General features: G+C 47.0%; 16 protein-coding genes. All 16 read right to left on the bottom strand.

Annotated features, from left to right (window positions below):
- Window positions 1-69: 69 nt before the first annotated feature.
- On the bottom strand, window positions 70-1,866 hold the full coding sequence (gene dsbD, locus ATB74_RS00505; protein ID WP_061015749.1) for a protein-disulfide reductase DsbD: 1,797 nt from the start codon (window positions 1,864-1,866) through the stop codon (window positions 70-72).
- On the bottom strand, window positions 1,863-2,840 hold the full coding sequence (locus ATB74_RS00500; RefSeq protein WP_061015747.1) for an FAD:protein FMN transferase: 978 nt from the start codon (window positions 2,838-2,840) through the stop codon (window positions 1,863-1,865). The genes dsbD and ATB74_RS00500 overlap by 4 nt, the downstream gene beginning before the upstream one ends.
- Complete coding sequence (locus ATB74_RS00495; RefSeq protein WP_060980952.1) at window positions 2,830-4,056, bottom strand: DUF3570 domain-containing protein; 1,227 nt, start codon at window positions 4,054-4,056, stop codon at window positions 2,830-2,832. The genes ATB74_RS00500 and ATB74_RS00495 overlap by 11 nt, the downstream gene beginning before the upstream one ends.
- 88 nt (window positions 4,057-4,144) lie before the next feature.
- A complete protein-coding gene (locus ATB74_RS00490) occupies window positions 4,145-4,645 on the bottom strand; it encodes a DUF4266 domain-containing protein (protein ID WP_060980953.1) in 501 nt (166 codons plus the stop codon).
- Complete coding sequence (locus ATB74_RS00485) at window positions 4,645-5,109, bottom strand: TlpA family protein disulfide reductase (RefSeq protein ID WP_061015744.1); 465 nt, start codon at window positions 5,107-5,109, stop codon at window positions 4,645-4,647. The genes ATB74_RS00490 and ATB74_RS00485 overlap by 1 nt, the downstream gene beginning before the upstream one ends.
- Window positions 5,110-5,194: 85 nt before the next feature.
- Complete coding sequence (locus ATB74_RS00480; RefSeq protein ID WP_061015742.1) at window positions 5,195-6,400, bottom strand: hypothetical protein; 1,206 nt, start codon at window positions 6,398-6,400, stop codon at window positions 5,195-5,197.
- Window positions 6,393-6,953, bottom strand: a complete 561-nt coding sequence (gene tadF / locus ATB74_RS00475; protein ID WP_061015740.1) for a tight adherence pilus pseudopilin TadF — start codon at window positions 6,951-6,953, stop codon at window positions 6,393-6,395. The genes ATB74_RS00480 and tadF overlap by 8 nt, the downstream gene beginning before the upstream one ends.
- Window positions 6,943-7,386, bottom strand: coding sequence for a TadE/TadG family type IV pilus assembly protein (locus ATB74_RS00470; RefSeq protein WP_061015738.1), 444 nt, complete (start codon window positions 7,384-7,386; stop codon window positions 6,943-6,945). The genes tadF and ATB74_RS00470 overlap by 11 nt, the downstream gene beginning before the upstream one ends.
- Complete coding sequence (locus ATB74_RS00465; protein ID WP_061015736.1) at window positions 7,386-8,126, bottom strand: tetratricopeptide repeat protein; 741 nt, start codon at window positions 8,124-8,126, stop codon at window positions 7,386-7,388. The genes ATB74_RS00470 and ATB74_RS00465 overlap by 1 nt, the downstream gene beginning before the upstream one ends.
- Window positions 8,123-8,974 (bottom strand): type II secretion system F family protein, encoded by an 852-nt coding sequence (locus tag ATB74_RS00460; protein ID WP_061015734.1) that lies wholly within the window; start codon window positions 8,972-8,974, stop codon window positions 8,123-8,125. The genes ATB74_RS00465 and ATB74_RS00460 overlap by 4 nt, the downstream gene beginning before the upstream one ends.
- Window positions 8,971-9,885, bottom strand: a complete 915-nt coding sequence (locus ATB74_RS00455) for a type II secretion system F family protein (protein WP_061015732.1) — start codon at window positions 9,883-9,885, stop codon at window positions 8,971-8,973. The genes ATB74_RS00460 and ATB74_RS00455 overlap by 4 nt, the downstream gene beginning before the upstream one ends.
- A complete protein-coding gene (locus ATB74_RS00450) occupies window positions 9,882-11,228 on the bottom strand; it encodes a CpaF family protein (RefSeq protein WP_081090040.1) in 1,347 nt (448 codons plus the stop codon). Before ATB74_RS00450 ends, ATB74_RS00455 begins: the two co-directional genes overlap by 4 nt.
- Window positions 11,228-12,388 carry a P-loop NTPase gene (locus ATB74_RS00445; protein WP_061015731.1) on the bottom strand — a complete coding sequence of 387 codons (1,161 nt, stop codon included), beginning with the start codon at window positions 12,386-12,388 and terminating at the stop codon, window positions 11,228-11,230. Before ATB74_RS00445 ends, ATB74_RS00450 begins: the two co-directional genes overlap by 1 nt.
- Window positions 12,385-13,008: a CpaD family pilus assembly lipoprotein gene (locus ATB74_RS00440; RefSeq protein WP_061015728.1), complete on the bottom strand. Its 624-nt coding sequence runs from the start codon at window positions 13,006-13,008 to the stop codon at window positions 12,385-12,387. The genes ATB74_RS00445 and ATB74_RS00440 overlap by 4 nt, the downstream gene beginning before the upstream one ends.
- 7 nt (window positions 13,009-13,015) lie before the next feature.
- Entirely contained in the window at window positions 13,016-14,410 is a 1,395-nt protein-coding gene (locus tag ATB74_RS00435) for a type II and III secretion system protein family protein (RefSeq protein ID WP_061015726.1), read from the bottom strand.
- Complete coding sequence (gene cpaB, locus ATB74_RS00430) at window positions 14,403-15,284, bottom strand: Flp pilus assembly protein CpaB (RefSeq protein WP_061015724.1); 882 nt, start codon at window positions 15,282-15,284, stop codon at window positions 14,403-14,405. Before cpaB ends, ATB74_RS00435 begins: the two co-directional genes overlap by 8 nt.
- Window positions 15,285-15,311 lie beyond the last annotated feature (27 nt).

Below are 15,311 nucleotides of genomic sequence, written 5' to 3'. Positions count from 1 at the left end.
CTTATCGTCAATGGATCAAACAAAAACGCCCAATCATTGATTGGGCGTTTTGGGTTATTGAGTGACGGTCTAATTTGTTTGGCTTTCTGGCTCCGTTGTGCGGGATGCTACAAGCTGATTAGCAAGTTTGAGCTTACTGTTAAAGCCAGCCTTGTCGATATCCCCCATGACTCGTGCCGGTTCTAACTCACCGCTAGTGGGTGAGTAAAAGAAAATGGTTGGTGGACCAAACACATTCTTATTGTTAAGCCATGCCATTTGTTCTGGCGAGCTTTCTGTCACATCCAGTTTTATGGTCTGCCACTCTTTGAGTTTTTGGCTGATTTGTTGATCGTTAAACACGTTGGTCTCAATCACTTTACAAGAGACACACCAGTCAGCATAAAGGTCCACTAGCACCTTTTGATCAGCATTGGCTGCAGCTTGTAATTGCTGCTCTAAGTGAGTGACTGAATCGGTTTTCTCAAAAGACGTGATGGCCATAGGTTGTGCGGACTCTCGGTTCGCAAGTGGGTTGAGAGGATCGGAATTTCCTAAGAAATAACCCACAAATAGAATCAAGCCATAGCACAGTGGCAATAGTGCAGAAAACTTACGAGTACGTGCCCAGCCCGGTTGTGCCGCTTCTAACGCGCCGAAGTGTACACCCGTACCAATAGCAAGGAGCGCCCACAAAATCATAATGATTGATGGGTCTACCAAGCGGCTTAATAAGACGATAGCCACCGCGAGTAGCAGTACGCCAAATACTTGCTTAACCGATACCATCCACGCGCCACTTCTTAACAGTAAGCGTCCTCCACTAGCACCGATCGCGATAAGCGGAACACCCATGCCTAGAGCCATGACAAACAGGGTAGCACCACCAAACATCCAGTCTTGAGTGGTGGATACATAAAGCAATGCGCCAGCTAGTGGCGCACTAACACAAGGTGAAACCACTAGTGCAGATATCGCGCCCATCGCGAATACGCTAGCAATTTTACCGCCGCCCAACTTGTCTGAACCACTGTTGAGTTTCTGCTGTAGTGCGGCTGGCAGTTGAAGTTCATAGAAACCGAACATAGCTAACGCCAATAAAACGAACACGGCGGCAAAAATGCTGAGCAACCAAGGTTGTTGCATTGCTGCTTGTAAATTGATGCCTTTTGCTAATGTGGTGACCAGAATGCCCGTCATAGCATAACTGGTCGCCATACCCAGAACGTACGAGCTAGAAAGCGCTGCACCTTTCTTGCCTGTCATTGCTTTTTCACCACCTATGATGCTGGCTAAGATAGGAATCATAGGCAGCACGCACGGCGTGAGAGATAGGCCTAAGCCAAGCAAGAAGAAGACAAGCAGTGCCTGCAACTTACCTGCTTGAGAGAGAAACGATGACAAGCCATTGGTATCGTCACTGATCTTACCTAGCGTTTGAACCAAAGAGTTTGATGGCTTCTCAGAAGCGACGTCTGCCAATGCCTTGAGCGTAGGTAAATCCAACTCTAGTTTTTGTGGCAGGTAACAAAGCCCTTTGTCTGCACAGCCCTGATAGCGGACGGTGAGCTTGCCACTTCCGGTGTAAGGCACGGTAACGGTAAGTGGATCGTGAAATACCACTACATTGCCGAAGTTAGGGTCTTGCTTTTCTTCACCTGGCAGCGAGTATTGAGGAGCTAATGTCGATAATGAGGGCTCTTCTTTAAACAAGAAGCGAGATTGGTAAAGATAGTACCCCGAGTGTGTATGAAAGCGGATAACTGCGCCTTGGTCTGTGGCTTCCCATGTAACAGGGAAGGCTTCTTCAACCGGAAGAAACTCGTTGTCTTGAGCATGCAAAAAGCTGCTAAACAATAGAATTAACGTGAGTAGGTAGTTTTTCATGAATGCAAAAACTCCGTGCTTTGGTGAATGTGTAATTGATCGTCGATGTAAATAACGGCGCTTTCTTCCGGTACAGAAATGTTCGGGTTGAGCGTCAAGGAAGTGCTAAGTACACCCGCTTCTAAAGTGGAAGAAGCTATTGCCGTAACAGATAGAATCTTCTTTTCTACGTCTTGTTTCGACAAAATATGAGACGTTGCTTTATCGCCGAACTGCATTTGACGTTCACTGTGGGCTGATGTGGTCAGCGCCGCGTCGGTAATCGGAACGGCAAAAAAAGGTGTCTTGTTGTCTCTTGGATTCAGAACCGCAATGTTAAATGGCGAACCATCTGGCTTTGTACCTAATGCATAGATATCGCCGCCAAAATTCACCAACATTGAACTTGCACCAAGTCGCTTGCCTATCTTTACCGCTTGGTCGACCGCGTACTCTTTGATGACGCCACCGAAATCGAAGCGAGTGCGTGGGTCAGGGATGTGTAGCCTTGTCCTTTTTCGATCGATAGCCCTTTGTCGTTCGACTGTTCCTTGTAGAGGGACCGTCTCTTCTAGAACAATTGCCTCTTTTAGCTCCCATGCCTGCTTGCCTAGCGCGGAAGAGAGGGCTTGAAAGGCATGGCTGTGTGACATCTTCGGCTTCTGCTGTAAAAGATGTTTGATGCTGCCAACAGTGGTATCAAACGTGTCGAATGTTAGTTGGCTTAATCGGTCGAGATGCTCAAAAACTTCCGCAGACTCTGAATCGAGTTCGACTTCATTGGCTGTACGCTGATTAACATGTCGTGTTAGCCATGAATCATCGCTGTAGAAGTTATATTTGTCTTCTAAGCGGTGTGTGTTCTGCTCTATCTCATCAGCGATGTCTTTTGCGCACGCCTTTGGGAAGTGGGTCAAATCAAGCGATAAGATTTGCACTTCGCAAGGTACTGTCATGGCATGAAAGCGATGGACAAAGGACAGCTTAGAATTCATAAGTTGCTCCAACCGCCCACCACTGCGCTTCAAATCCGTTGCTCTGTTCGTAGTAAGCCGCAAGCGCATTTAAACGCACGGTTTTATGGATCTTAACGCTCGCGCCTAGCTCATAAGCATTCGCGGTGAAGTTACCTAGGCGAAGGTCAGAAGTCGCGTAACCTGTCGAAGCAAAAGAAGGGTCAGCGCTGCTTGGATCGCGATAGAAATCTGCTGCATCTTGCGTATACCAGAAATAACCTGGCGCTAGGGTTAGCCACTCACTGACACGCCAAGATAATTTGCCGCCTATTTGATGAGACATTACCCCCCAGTCATCCATGAACCATTTGTAACGTGGTCGGATTTTGATGCTATCGGACAGCGAGTAGAAGGCCTGAAGGTTAATACCGCCAGACAGTCGGGTATCTGGCCTAGAGTCTTGCCCCAAGAACACTTCGTCATCATCGATTTTGCCATCGTCATTAATGTCGACTTCACGAAGAACCGTCAAATAATGGTTGCTCAAGTAACCACTACGGTAGCCTGCGTAAGCGGTAAAAATGCTGTACAGATTTGGTGTAAAGGTTTGAGATAAACCTGCTTCTAAGCTGCCAGTGAAGATGTCTTCCCAGCTCTGGCTATTAGAAGAGCCAATAACGTATTTGCCAAATGCCTGAGTTTGGTCGAAAAGAGCAGAGCCTCCCAAGCTGTACGAACGGTTTTTAGTGCTATCGGCATAAATCAAACCTTTACCATTGATACCAATGCTTTCGTAATCTTCTTCTTGAGATATATTGCCACCAAAGGTCCATTCATTACGCAGTCTGTCACGGTAGGTGGCACTCAAGCTGAGTGCTTTTCTGGTGTCTTCTAGGCCGACTTTCTGGACCTCATAACTGTCTCGGTGAGGATCGTAACCCGCACGGATGACCTCGTTAGTTTTGTCTTGAGCTTGCTGAGTTTTCAGGGCGCGATTTATTTTGTCGGCATCCGAAGCTGGAGGCGTCGTAGGGCCCCATGCTGGAGAAGCACCTGAAACACTGTCGTAGCTTATTTCTGCGTTTAGGGTCCAATCTAAGCCGATACTTTTTTCAATCGAAACCATGGTGTCCTTAGCTGAAACTCTGTCGTCATACTCTTCATAGTTCAGGTAATGCACAGAGACATGATCTTCAGCTAATGCCACATTAGCCACTGCCGCTGCACTGAGCAGCGTAATTGGTAGTTTTTTCATTTTGTTCTTATTTTGTTTTTGAAGTACTGAATATTTTTTTATTGATTGAGTGTTTTTGTCGATTGAGTTTTCTGGGGCGATTTAATGGTTAGTTACAGCCGCAGCCGCCACCGCCAACACCGCTGCCACCCACAGAGCCTTGTTTGTAGGCGAAGACTTTTTCAGAGAAAACATCGAATTCCGGTACTGGACCGCCCGGTTTCATCTCTTTTTGAGCTAGCGTTCCTTTCTCCCAAGGCTTTACCGGCTCAATGCCAAGAAATTCATCGACAAACGCTAACGCTGAAGGCTTGTTAGTCTCTTCTGGCTCTTTCTCTTTGATAACCAGTTGCTTTGCCTTTGGTGTAACCATGTCGATGTTGCGTCTTGTTGCGCTTTTGGGAGTTTGGTTTGAGTGCGTGCCGCCACTGGAGTAAACCGTGCTGGAGATGATCTCTTCTTCTACGATGGGACCATCGCTATTAGTGCTGTTATTACTGGTTTGCTGTTCGACGGGCTTTTTTCCTAAACCACTAAGGTCGAGTTCAAGAGCGGCGTTCGTGGTCATTGGAATAGCGAGCAATCCAACAAGGGTGGCTTTCATCAACATCACAATTGCACTCCCATTTTCACTAGGTCATCAGTAATGACGTCGCCAATGTGGTTGATTGCGCCAAAGCGAATCTTGATAACCTTGCCTTGGTAGATGTAATACAGTGCAGGCATACCGATAGGTTTAAACTCTGCGATCAATGCTTGCTCTGGATCGTTGACTACTGGGAATTCCAATCCGAGTTGCTTTTGAAACTCAAGACCAACTTCAACGTCCTCATCGACATCAACACCTTTGAATGTCACGCCAGTGCCTTTAAGTTCTTTGTAGAGTTGGTTTACTTCTGGAAGCTCTTCACGGCAAGAAACGCACCACTCAGCAAAGAAGTCGACAATGGTGAGCTCCTCGTTGTTGAGTTGCAGTTTCTTGATAACGTCTTGCGATAAAGCATCGCCTTCTTGATAAGCCATTGCAGGCAAAGAAAGGCACAGCGCCAATAACGCTAGGGCTCGTGTAAACATGTTTTTCTCCATATTGTTTTTAATTTATCTGTTTTAAATTCAATGCTTTAAGTTTGGGGCTTTTGAATCAAACGCTTTATTTGAATTATCGAGTGAGTCGGATGCTTGCCGAGTATTCAACCGCCAAAATGTCTGAGAAGTACTCGTTAAGTTGTGTCGTATTGGTGGCACTGAATACGCGCAAAGGGTTTCCTGCACAGTTCTCGAATTGAGTAATTCGAGATGGGCTGACCCCATAGCCGATGAAATTCATTTCAATGCCGTATTGCTTGATAGCCGTAGTGCAGAACCCAGCGTTTACCAGTTGATTGAACGCGTCTCCTTCGTCAGCGCCATCGGTGAATAACACCAGTTTTCTTCTGGTCTCGGGTACAGAGCTAACCTTCATTCCCCATGCTTGTTGCCAACTTGGGATAAGCTGCCTCACTCCCCAAACCAAACCTTGATAAGAGCGAGTTCCCCCGTTTGCAGTTAGGCTGTTTATCGAGTTTTGGACGCGGGAAAAGACGTTAGTCAACGGCAGCATTGGTGACTCTTGATTGCAGTCGCTTAACCACTTACTTGGCGGTGTAAACTTCACAGCTCGCTCTGAATGCAGCGTCGCGAGGTTATCCACGGTCAGCACCGCAGAGAAATCACCATTACGATAGCTAAGCCCGTCGATACAGTAGATTCCGGCCGCTTCTTTGGATAACCAGGGCGGGCGATGTGTTGCCACCCCAGAATCGAAAGGAACGATCGAGATACTTACTGAATCCAAATCGTTAGCGTTATTGCTCTGAGATTGAATCGTATTCAATGCGTTGGACAAAATAGATTTTAGTGATGACATGTTTGAGCCCATGGAGCCAGATACATCGAGCACTAGCACCAACTCTGTTGGGATTGCAGAGTGTTTGCTTTCAACCACCCCCTTAAAGCCACCACCTGTGGCAGTCACTTTTTGGTCGTACTGCTCACGGTTGAAATGAGGCAGTAGAGGAGTAACGGAGTAACCTAGGCTAATTCGACAGTCTTGGTTTTCCGGCGGTAACCCACTCACACCTTCCAGTGTTGGGTGGTAGTAATTTTGGTATGCGCGCATCATTCTCGGAGTTGCCTCATCAGCAAAAGCACAAGCTAATGCGGCAGAATCAGCGGATTGCGCAGCTCGATTAGAAACCATCACCTGCGCGGAGATCATCAGGGTGCTGACAGCGATAAGTAGTGCTGGGAGCAGCAGTGCCAAGAAGGAAAGGGTGATCGAACCTTTTTGCTGACGGGCTAGGCCGATAAACATTGAGTTAACCATAGTGCTTACCTACCACTACTGATGAGCTTTTTAGGCTTTTCGGAAGAACGAGCCTTTCGTAGCTAAATGGTGTCTCCACGCATAAGGTCAGCTGAACCAAGGTGGACGGTCTTCCATCCAACGCAGGATCGCCGCTGCCCACAACGAGCATCTCCGTAAGCCGCTCAATCGGTTGAGCACTTTTGCAGTTTCTTCCCGCGTAAAGACGTTTGTATTCCCACGTTGAAGTAGCAATATCAAACACACGACTTTCAAGTAAAAGCCCAATATCGCCGTGGGCAATGCTACTCGGCAGGTAACTTTCAGCGAGCACGAGCAATGGACCTTTAAGAGTCTCGGGTAAACCATTCTTACCTTGATCAGGTTTGAGTTGAGTTGAAGAAATCGCATTCACTAGGTTGTAGGTAACATTGTCTAACTGAGTCTGCATACTGAATAAGCGGTAGATAGCAACGAATCCCCATAGAATGATCATCATGGCGATCACGACAAACGGGAACTCAACTACGGCTGAGCCCGCCTGTTTTTTGGTGTGTGTGTTATTAACCGTCATAACTCACCAATACCTTTCTTTCCAAGGTTGTCATTTGGCCGGTACGTTCTAAAAAACGAGTTGAAAGGCTAGGCAGTAGAGCGAATGAAAACGCGTAAGACACCGTGTATTCCCCTAATACGGCTTTGCTTATCGGTGCCGCTTTCCTGTTAACTAAGTCCGGTAGGTTTTCAACGAACAAAGGTTGAGACAACTTGATCTTGCTGCGATCGATCAGCGGGAACTTGTCGATAGTGTCGATGAAAACTTGGTTTGATATGGGACCAACTGGTCGAGTTTTGACTTCTCGAGCACCTGCATGAACGGCGACATCGAAGATGATGTTGACCAGTAGCAAGCGGCAGATCTCAAAGAACCCTAGTATCAGCAATAGAAACGGTAGGGTGATCATTAGAAACTCAACGCTATTCGCACCTTTCTGACGAGAGAGCATTATTCTTCTCCTCGATCAGCGTGTGCGGCTAGGGTTTGGTAATACAAACTATTGTTAGCGTATTCCGGTTGCGATAAGTGTTCACGAGCGATCGCTTTCGCAGACTCGCTGTCACCAGAAAGCGCGTAAGCCAACGCAAGGTTAAGCTGGAGTTTTACGCTAGCTTCACCTCTGACAAAGATCGGGTGCAGAATACGAATCCCTTGATCTGGTTTACCATCGAGTATCCACGCCATAGCGAGGTTGTTTCGGTATTCGTTGCTTGAAGGCGTTAAGCTAAGGGCATTTGAGTAACACTCTCTGGCTTTGGAATACTGCTTATTGAGCGAGTAACTGACTCCTAAGCTATTTTGAGCAACGTCATCGAAAGCCTCCAGTCGAACAGATTCTTCAAGAGCGGAGGTCGCTTGTTCAAGCTCTCCTAAAGCTAGCCATGAACGGCCTAACTCACGGTAGATCGCACTGGATTGATTAAGCTCGATACCACGCTTTAAGTAATGCAGTGCTTCGTCATAACGACTGGCTTGATTGGCTGCGGAGCCCATCAACAGCAGTAACTGCGGGTCATTGGGCTTCGATACCAGCATTTTGCGGTAGAGATCCATGGCGCTCTCTGGCTTACCATTCATTAACGCAACTTCTGCCACCTTCATGTTTTCGGCGGTATCTTTTTCAACGTGGTTGGTTGATTGACAGCCGAACAATATCAGCGACAAAAAGAATAACGGGATGGTTCTCATAAGCCCCCCAGAGTTTGTGTAAGAGACAACATGATTGGCACGACGATGATGCCCACCACTGGTAGCATGATGAAAACCACCAAAGGGAATGACATTTTGGCTGGTATTTTCCCCACCCACTCTTCCAGTTCTAAGAAGTGGTATTGACGGCTATCCGAAGCGATCAGTTTGAGGGCATCAGCGATAGGCGTACCGTATTGCAGCGCTTGGTTCATGGTAGTGACAACGTTGTTGATGTCAGACAGTTGTACACGTTTGTCTAAGTTGTTGAGTGCCGTTTGTGGTGAATCTAGAACAGAGATCTCTGTCGCGGTTAATAGCCACTCTCGTGACAAGGCAGGAGAGATCGAACGCATCTCTTCACCAACGCAGCGAAATACCGCTTCGAGTGTTAAGCCAGATGCAACACACACCACCATTAGGTCGACGGCATCGGGTATTACTCGGCTGATCTGCATTCGAACTTGGTTCACACGCCATTCAAGAATGCGATCGAATAGAATGCCGACCACGATGCCGATAGCAATACACTCTGCCGCCGAATTCATCGTTAGCACTTGAATGCGAGTGGCGTACCAAGTAATAGCACCTGCGGCCATGGTGATTAATCTAAGCCCCAAAAAGTACATCTCTGCATTAGGGTTAAGCCAGCCAATCAGAACCAGCTTTTGACGTCGAGATTTCTCACCTTGGAAGCGCCACTTACTCGATGTGTTTTTGTACTTTGAAGAATAGCTTGATACGCGACTCAGTCGCTCAGCCACAACGTCTCGTTTGAACGAAGATAGGTGTACGATCAGCGTGAGAAGCAGAGCTAATCCCAGTAGCAACATGGCAACATACATCATGATGAGAACCTCTTATTGCGAGTCAGAGCATTCAAAATTAAGGTGCCGATGCTGATGCTGATTAGTGCATAGGTCAGCACTCGTTGACCCAGTTCAGTGTTAAACAGCTGCTTAATCATGTAGGGCTCAATTAAATAGATGCCACCTAGCAACCCAATGGGTAAGACAGAGAGAAATAACGCTGTGATACGAGGTTCTGAGGTTAGGCTCTTCACTTTCTTTCTCATCGCTCGGTTGTCATGCATGGTTCGGCTTAAGCTATGAAGAATATCGCGCAGTTGACCACCATTCGACTGGTTAAGGATCAGTGCAACAGAGAAGTAACGAAAGCTGCTGTAAGGGAGGCGAATGCACGCATCATCGAGGCTCTGGCGAAGGCTAAGACCAAGCGCGAGATTATCGCGAAGGTAAGAGAACTCTCGTCCTAGCAAACCAGGTTGCGTCTGTGCCACTTGATCAATCGCTTGTGGGATAGATAACCCTGCTGATACTGCTCTGGAAATCAATCCAAGGACGTTGATGATGTCTTTTTCAAACTCTTCTACTTGTCTCTTTCTGCGATAAAACACAATGGTACACGTGCATATGAGCCACAGCCCAACTGCTGCAAGCAATCGAAGATGCACTGGAAGCTCCGGTACTAACAGGTAACCAGCAACAGGAAAGCCAACAACCATTGAGGCGATAAAATACTTATCCCAAACAGGCAGCAACGCATTTATTCGCAGGAAAAAGGCATGCAGTTTGTTGGTGCGCTGGTGGCTCGACTTTTTGATAGAAACTTCTGCAGGGCTTACTTTGTAAGCACTTGATACCAAGGATAGTCGCTTATTTACAATGGCTTGTTTTGAGTTGAGCTTTATTAGCCAAACCGTAGCCAGCAGCGCAGAAATAGTAAGAACAAGAATCATCCGGCTTCAAGCTCCATTGCCACCCTTAGTTGAGCGTCTAGCTGGTGATATTTCGCTTTTTCGTTGAAGCTTGGTACGCACTTGGCACTCTTGTATTCACCAATTAGGTTGCCTTGCTGGTCTTCCGATAGCGTTTTGAAGGCGAACAGCTCTTGAGTGACGTATTGCTCGCCCTCTAACCCTTGTACCTCGGTTATTGAAACAATGCGTCGCTTGCCATCGCGCATTCGTTCTACTTGGATAACCACATCAATGGTGTCGGCGATTTGGCGACGCAGTGAAAATAGAGGTAGCGTCGCTTGGCTCATCATTAGCATGTTCTCCATGCGTACCAGCGCATCCGTTGCAGAGTTGGCGTGAAGTGTACACAGCGAGCCATCGTGGCCTGTGTTCATTGCTTGCATCATTTCAAAGGCTTCATCGCCACGAACTTCGCCTAAAATGATGCGATCTGGTCGCATACGTAGGGCATTTCGTACTAACTCTCTTTGAGTAATCGGCGTTAAGCCTTCTGCATTGGCTGGGCGAGTTTCTGCACGTACCACATGGGGTTGTTGCAGGCGCAGTTCAGCTGTGTCTTCAATGGTGATGATGCGCTCTTGAGGCGAGATGCTGAAAGACATCGCATTAAGCAGGGTGGTTTTACCTGCACCTGTGCCACCGGCAACAAGAACGTTGAGACGAGAGCGAACGATAATATCAATAAGCTTAATCATCGAATTCGACATCGCACCAAACTGTGCCAATTGGCTCAGTGTCAGCTTCTTTTCATTAAACTTACGGATAGAGATGTAGGTTCCATCAAGCGCGAGCGGTGGGATCATGACATTGACACGGCTGCCGTCGTCTAGCCTTGCATCAACTAATGGATTGGATTCATCGATTCGGCGACCTACTTTGCTTACGATGCGTCGTGCTAAGTTAAGAAGCTGCTCTTCGTTACGAAATTGGACCGTGGTTTTTTGCAGTTTGCCTGAACGCTCTACGTAAACTTCACGGTAACCATTGACCATGATGTCAGTGACCGTTTGATCTTCAATCAGAGGCTGGAGCGGCCCCAAACCTAAAAACTCATGTAAGAGCTGCTCTACAGAATGAGTCACATCCTGATGGCCGAGTGGTAGCTGCTTAGAAACCACAATTTCCGATACCATTTCTGAAATTCGAGCTTCAAGATCGGACGCACTTAAACTCACAACCGCTGATGGATCGATTGCCTTGATGATCTCTTCATGAATCACATGGTAATGATCACGTAGCGAAGGAGCGGATGTTAACGTTTCATGCAATCTAACTTGGCCGACTTCAATAGGATCAACCGTGTTTGCTTTTTGACCAAACATTATGCACCTCGCTTCCAAAAACGGCGGCTGCTTTGCTGCGATTCACCTGTGATTAATTCAACTAAAGCATTGAACGCCACTTTTACTTTCCTGTTGCCTTTGTGGGCTGGTTGACCAAGTGATGACTTGCTCAAAAAGTGGTTCGGGGAGAATGGAATGACAACGTCTACCGGTACACCTAACGATTTTTTCACATCGTTGACTGAAATCATTGAGCCTGAATCGGACTTGGTATGATTAAGTACAACGAGCGTTTGGGAGTCGGTTTGATTCTGAAGTCGTTTGATTATCTGACCGGCATTGCGGATAGAGCCGAGTGTAGGCTCTACGACAATCACTCGGATATCGGCACTTTTCAGTGCGTCAAAGCCAACTTGATCACGCAAAGAGTAAGTCGGGATATCCACTAATAGGTAGTCTGAGTTTTGTAGGCAAAACTTAGTAAATTGGTCTAAAGCGCTCTTTTGTGGCCAAAATGGTGTGGCATCTAGAGGTAGATAGCCAGTAAAGAGGGTGTGCTTTGCAGATACACTGACCCCACTACGTTCGAAAACTAACGGGTCTAGTCTCTCTGGGTATTGTAAAAGCTCGATCAATGCTGAGTTTCCCTCAACATTGAGTAGCAGATCCAAATCGCCCATTGAGAAGTCAAGGTCTAGACAAGCCACTTTCTTATCGAGCTCTGCGAGTTGTTGAGCAAGAGTTGCAGTAATGGTGCTACTGCCTGAACCGCCTTTTGCACTGACAACCGAGATGACTTTTTCATTTCGTTTTTCGCTGTTGTTCTGTAAAGCCGAGAAAGAAACGTGTTCCAGATCTTGCTGAGTCACAGGAGGTACTAGATAGTCACTCGCGCCTGATGCAAGCATGCCTCGGTAGATGAAAATTTCATCTGAGTGGCCAAGAGCGATAACTTGACAACCTGTACGCTTAATCAAGCGCTGCACTGCTTGTTTCGACTCAGCCAGCTCACAATTCAACACATCGAGAAATACCGTCTTGATGCCATGCTTTAACACTTGTCGCACAACGTCGTCTTCTTGATTTGAAGATACAGTGATGTTGTGGATACCAAAGTCATTCAGAGTGTGCGTAAGCGCTAGGGTGTCGAGTTGCTCAGACGCTGCGATCAGTACCGTTAACTGGTGTACTTGATTCATAGCGAACCTCCTTGCGTGGTCGTCGAAGAACCATTATTTATCTGTTGGTTTTGGGCTGGTGGAGCAAAGTAGTTATCGATACTAGACACGGCTTTCTGCCCTTGAGCGCCACTGATCGGTTGACCGACGATAAGGTCTTTAGGGTTGGCTACCATTTGTGCAAGCGCGTTGGCATTTGCACACCCAAAATTGCGCTGAGTGCGGTAGGCGTTGAGCGTGGTTCTTGGCGTTTTACCCGCGTCACAGGCTGTGACTTTAGCGCGGTAAGATTCGACTAAAATAGTGATGTCGCCTTTACCTTCTGTTGCTTCGTCTGATACCCAAATTTGTGATGGGTAGAGGCCTGATTCGATAAGGTGAAGCCTTACTTTCTCTAGCTGACGTTCACCTTTCTGAGTCGTTTTTTCGATTTTGACCATCAAGTTATTTGAGCTGCCTCGACGAGCGATAAAGTCAGAAATATCCGCCTTTTCCTGAGCCGACAGCGTTTTTCCTGCAAGCGTCAGAGAGAATTTGTTAGTCACAGACACCACATCGACTGATGGTTGCTGAGTGGTTGGTGTAGGTGCGCATCCCGCAAACACAAATAGGGCAGGGAGCAATAAGGATAATTTATTCATGATGTCCTCAGTAATAGAACCCGTTGTCACCCAGCAAGCGAGGCTTGTGGTTGTCGGTGTATGTGTCTTGGTCGTGTGTTCTTTTACGTTGAACTCTTGGCCACGCTAGAAGGCGTTCTACATCGCTTAGTGGAATGAGACCGTCGGTTGGTAGCTGCATTGAATCTGAACGAGTTGGCTGCACTAGGTAAGCCGTGACAATGATGATCAACTCTGTTTCTCGGCGAGTGAATTCAGTTGAGCGGAACAGACTTCCTAGTACAGGTATCTCCGCGATAAGCGGCACTTTTTGCAGTTGTTCAATGTCTTCTGACTTCAATAAGCCGCCCAAGGCAAAGCTCTGTCCACTGGCTAATTCGATGGTGGTCGCTGCACTACGGGTAGTAAAAGAGGGGAAGTTAGTTCCGTTTACCACTTGTTGGTTTTCGATAGAGACGTTACTGACCTCTGGGTTCACCTTTAGACTGATGCGATTTTGGCTGAGCACCGTTGGCGTAAAGTTGAGTTTTACCCCGAAGTCTTTGTACTCGATTTGAGTCGTATCAGCAGTGATCAAAGGTAATGGAACCTGACCACCCACCAGAAACTCAGCGTCTTCGCCGGACATCGCCGTCAAGTTAGGTTCAGCCAGTACAGACATCATGCCGTTTGTCGCTAATGCATCAATCAGTGCGGTAATGCTTGGTTTGCCCCAGCTACTGACATTCGGCAGCTTTGAGAATGAAAACTGTCCAACACCACCTGCGATAGATCCCCACTTGATCCCCAACTTGTTCGAAACATTTCTCGATACTTCAGCGATTTTCACTCGAATGTTGACCTGGTTTGGCATAGTGACTACCAATTGATTAATCAGCTCATCTTCATTGGATTGCATTGGCTGATCTTTCGTCGTCGTATTGTTACTACCTGCATTGTTTTGAGCGTTTGAGCTGTCTTGTTGCTGGGTTTGGTCAACAATAGGAGACAGGTAGCCTTTCGCTAAAGACACGATATTGTGCGCCATCATAGGTGAAGGCACTTGCCCTTTTAGCCATAGCTTTCCACCCAGAGATTCCGCGTTTACGGACGCTTCTGGGAACTTGTTTTTGACCAGTTCATTGAATTCGTGGCTGTTGTGAGTCACGCGAATCTTATTGGTATAGATGACGCGTTCTTGCTCGTTCAAAACAGTGATAGTGGCACTACCAGCTCGCTTACCAAATACCATGACCTTGGTGTTGGTTAAGGTCTGGTAATCCGCAATGTGGGTGCTAGATATGAAAATCGACTTCGCTTTTTCTGGTAAGCGAATCATTTTTGCCTCATTGATTGTTACATCAAGCGCAGATGCTGCTGACGCAAAAGAGAGGTACAGGCTTGATAGCAGGAGAATCCCCCACCAACGACAGATACTAGCCATTGTTATCAGCTCCGGTTTTATTGTTGATCGTTTTGTTGTCGGCTCTAAACTCCACCAAACCGACGTCAGGCAGTACCTGAGTTGTGTCTGGTGAGATGGCTTTCAGCGTCGCTGAATTTGCGTGCTGAGTTTGATTTGGGTCTTCGTTTTGTCCGCGTAAGACAAGCGTTAACTTGCCTAATTGCTTAGCCAAAACAACTTGGTTTGCTTGCTCGGGTGTTACCTCTAAAGAGACACTGCTGTCATCGGGGATACCGTTTTCATAATGATTAGATTCGCGGGCCTTTTGATAAGACTCAGCCGTTTGTTTGTCATTAAATGCCAAGACTCTCACATCATGAGCGATCGTTGTGACATACAAACCCTGCGATGAATTGCCATAACGAAGTAGCTCACCATCTTGTGAACCGAGCAGGAGAATATCCACGTTGTCGCCTGGTTCAATAAATCCCGAATTTGATGTCACCTGATCAACAGGCACTGATATAGCGCGATAACCTGGTTGTAGCTTTAATGAAAGCGAGTAGCCGCCTTCTGGCTCGGTAATATCCGCTTTCGACAATATCGAGTCTTTGACAAGCTTGGTACGCGCAAGCCCCGACATAGAGTGATCAGCAGAAATATCTTCCGGTGTTACATGGTCGATGTAGTTCTCCAACTCTTGTTGTGGAACTTCTTTCCATCGGAACGAGTTTGGTGTGTAGGCTTGACCTATCTCTATCGTGCGAGTTGGAACCAGCACTTTGACCGTTTGCTTAACGGCTTGTTTAGAAGAGGTGGTCGCAGACTCGCTATTGGTTTGGCTCAACAGTAAAACGGATATTCCGAGCACCGAGCAAAATAACGACAGCAACATGAGTCGCTTGGCAGTCATAACTATTCCTTTAATTTGCAATAAACG

This window comes from Vibrio splendidus (genome assembly GCF_001557875.1).
Taxonomy (GTDB): domain Bacteria; phylum Pseudomonadota; class Gammaproteobacteria; order Enterobacterales; family Vibrionaceae; genus Vibrio; species Vibrio splendidus_F.
Note: the sequence above shows the minus strand (reverse complement) of the source record. Positions and strands in the feature narration are given on the sequence as shown.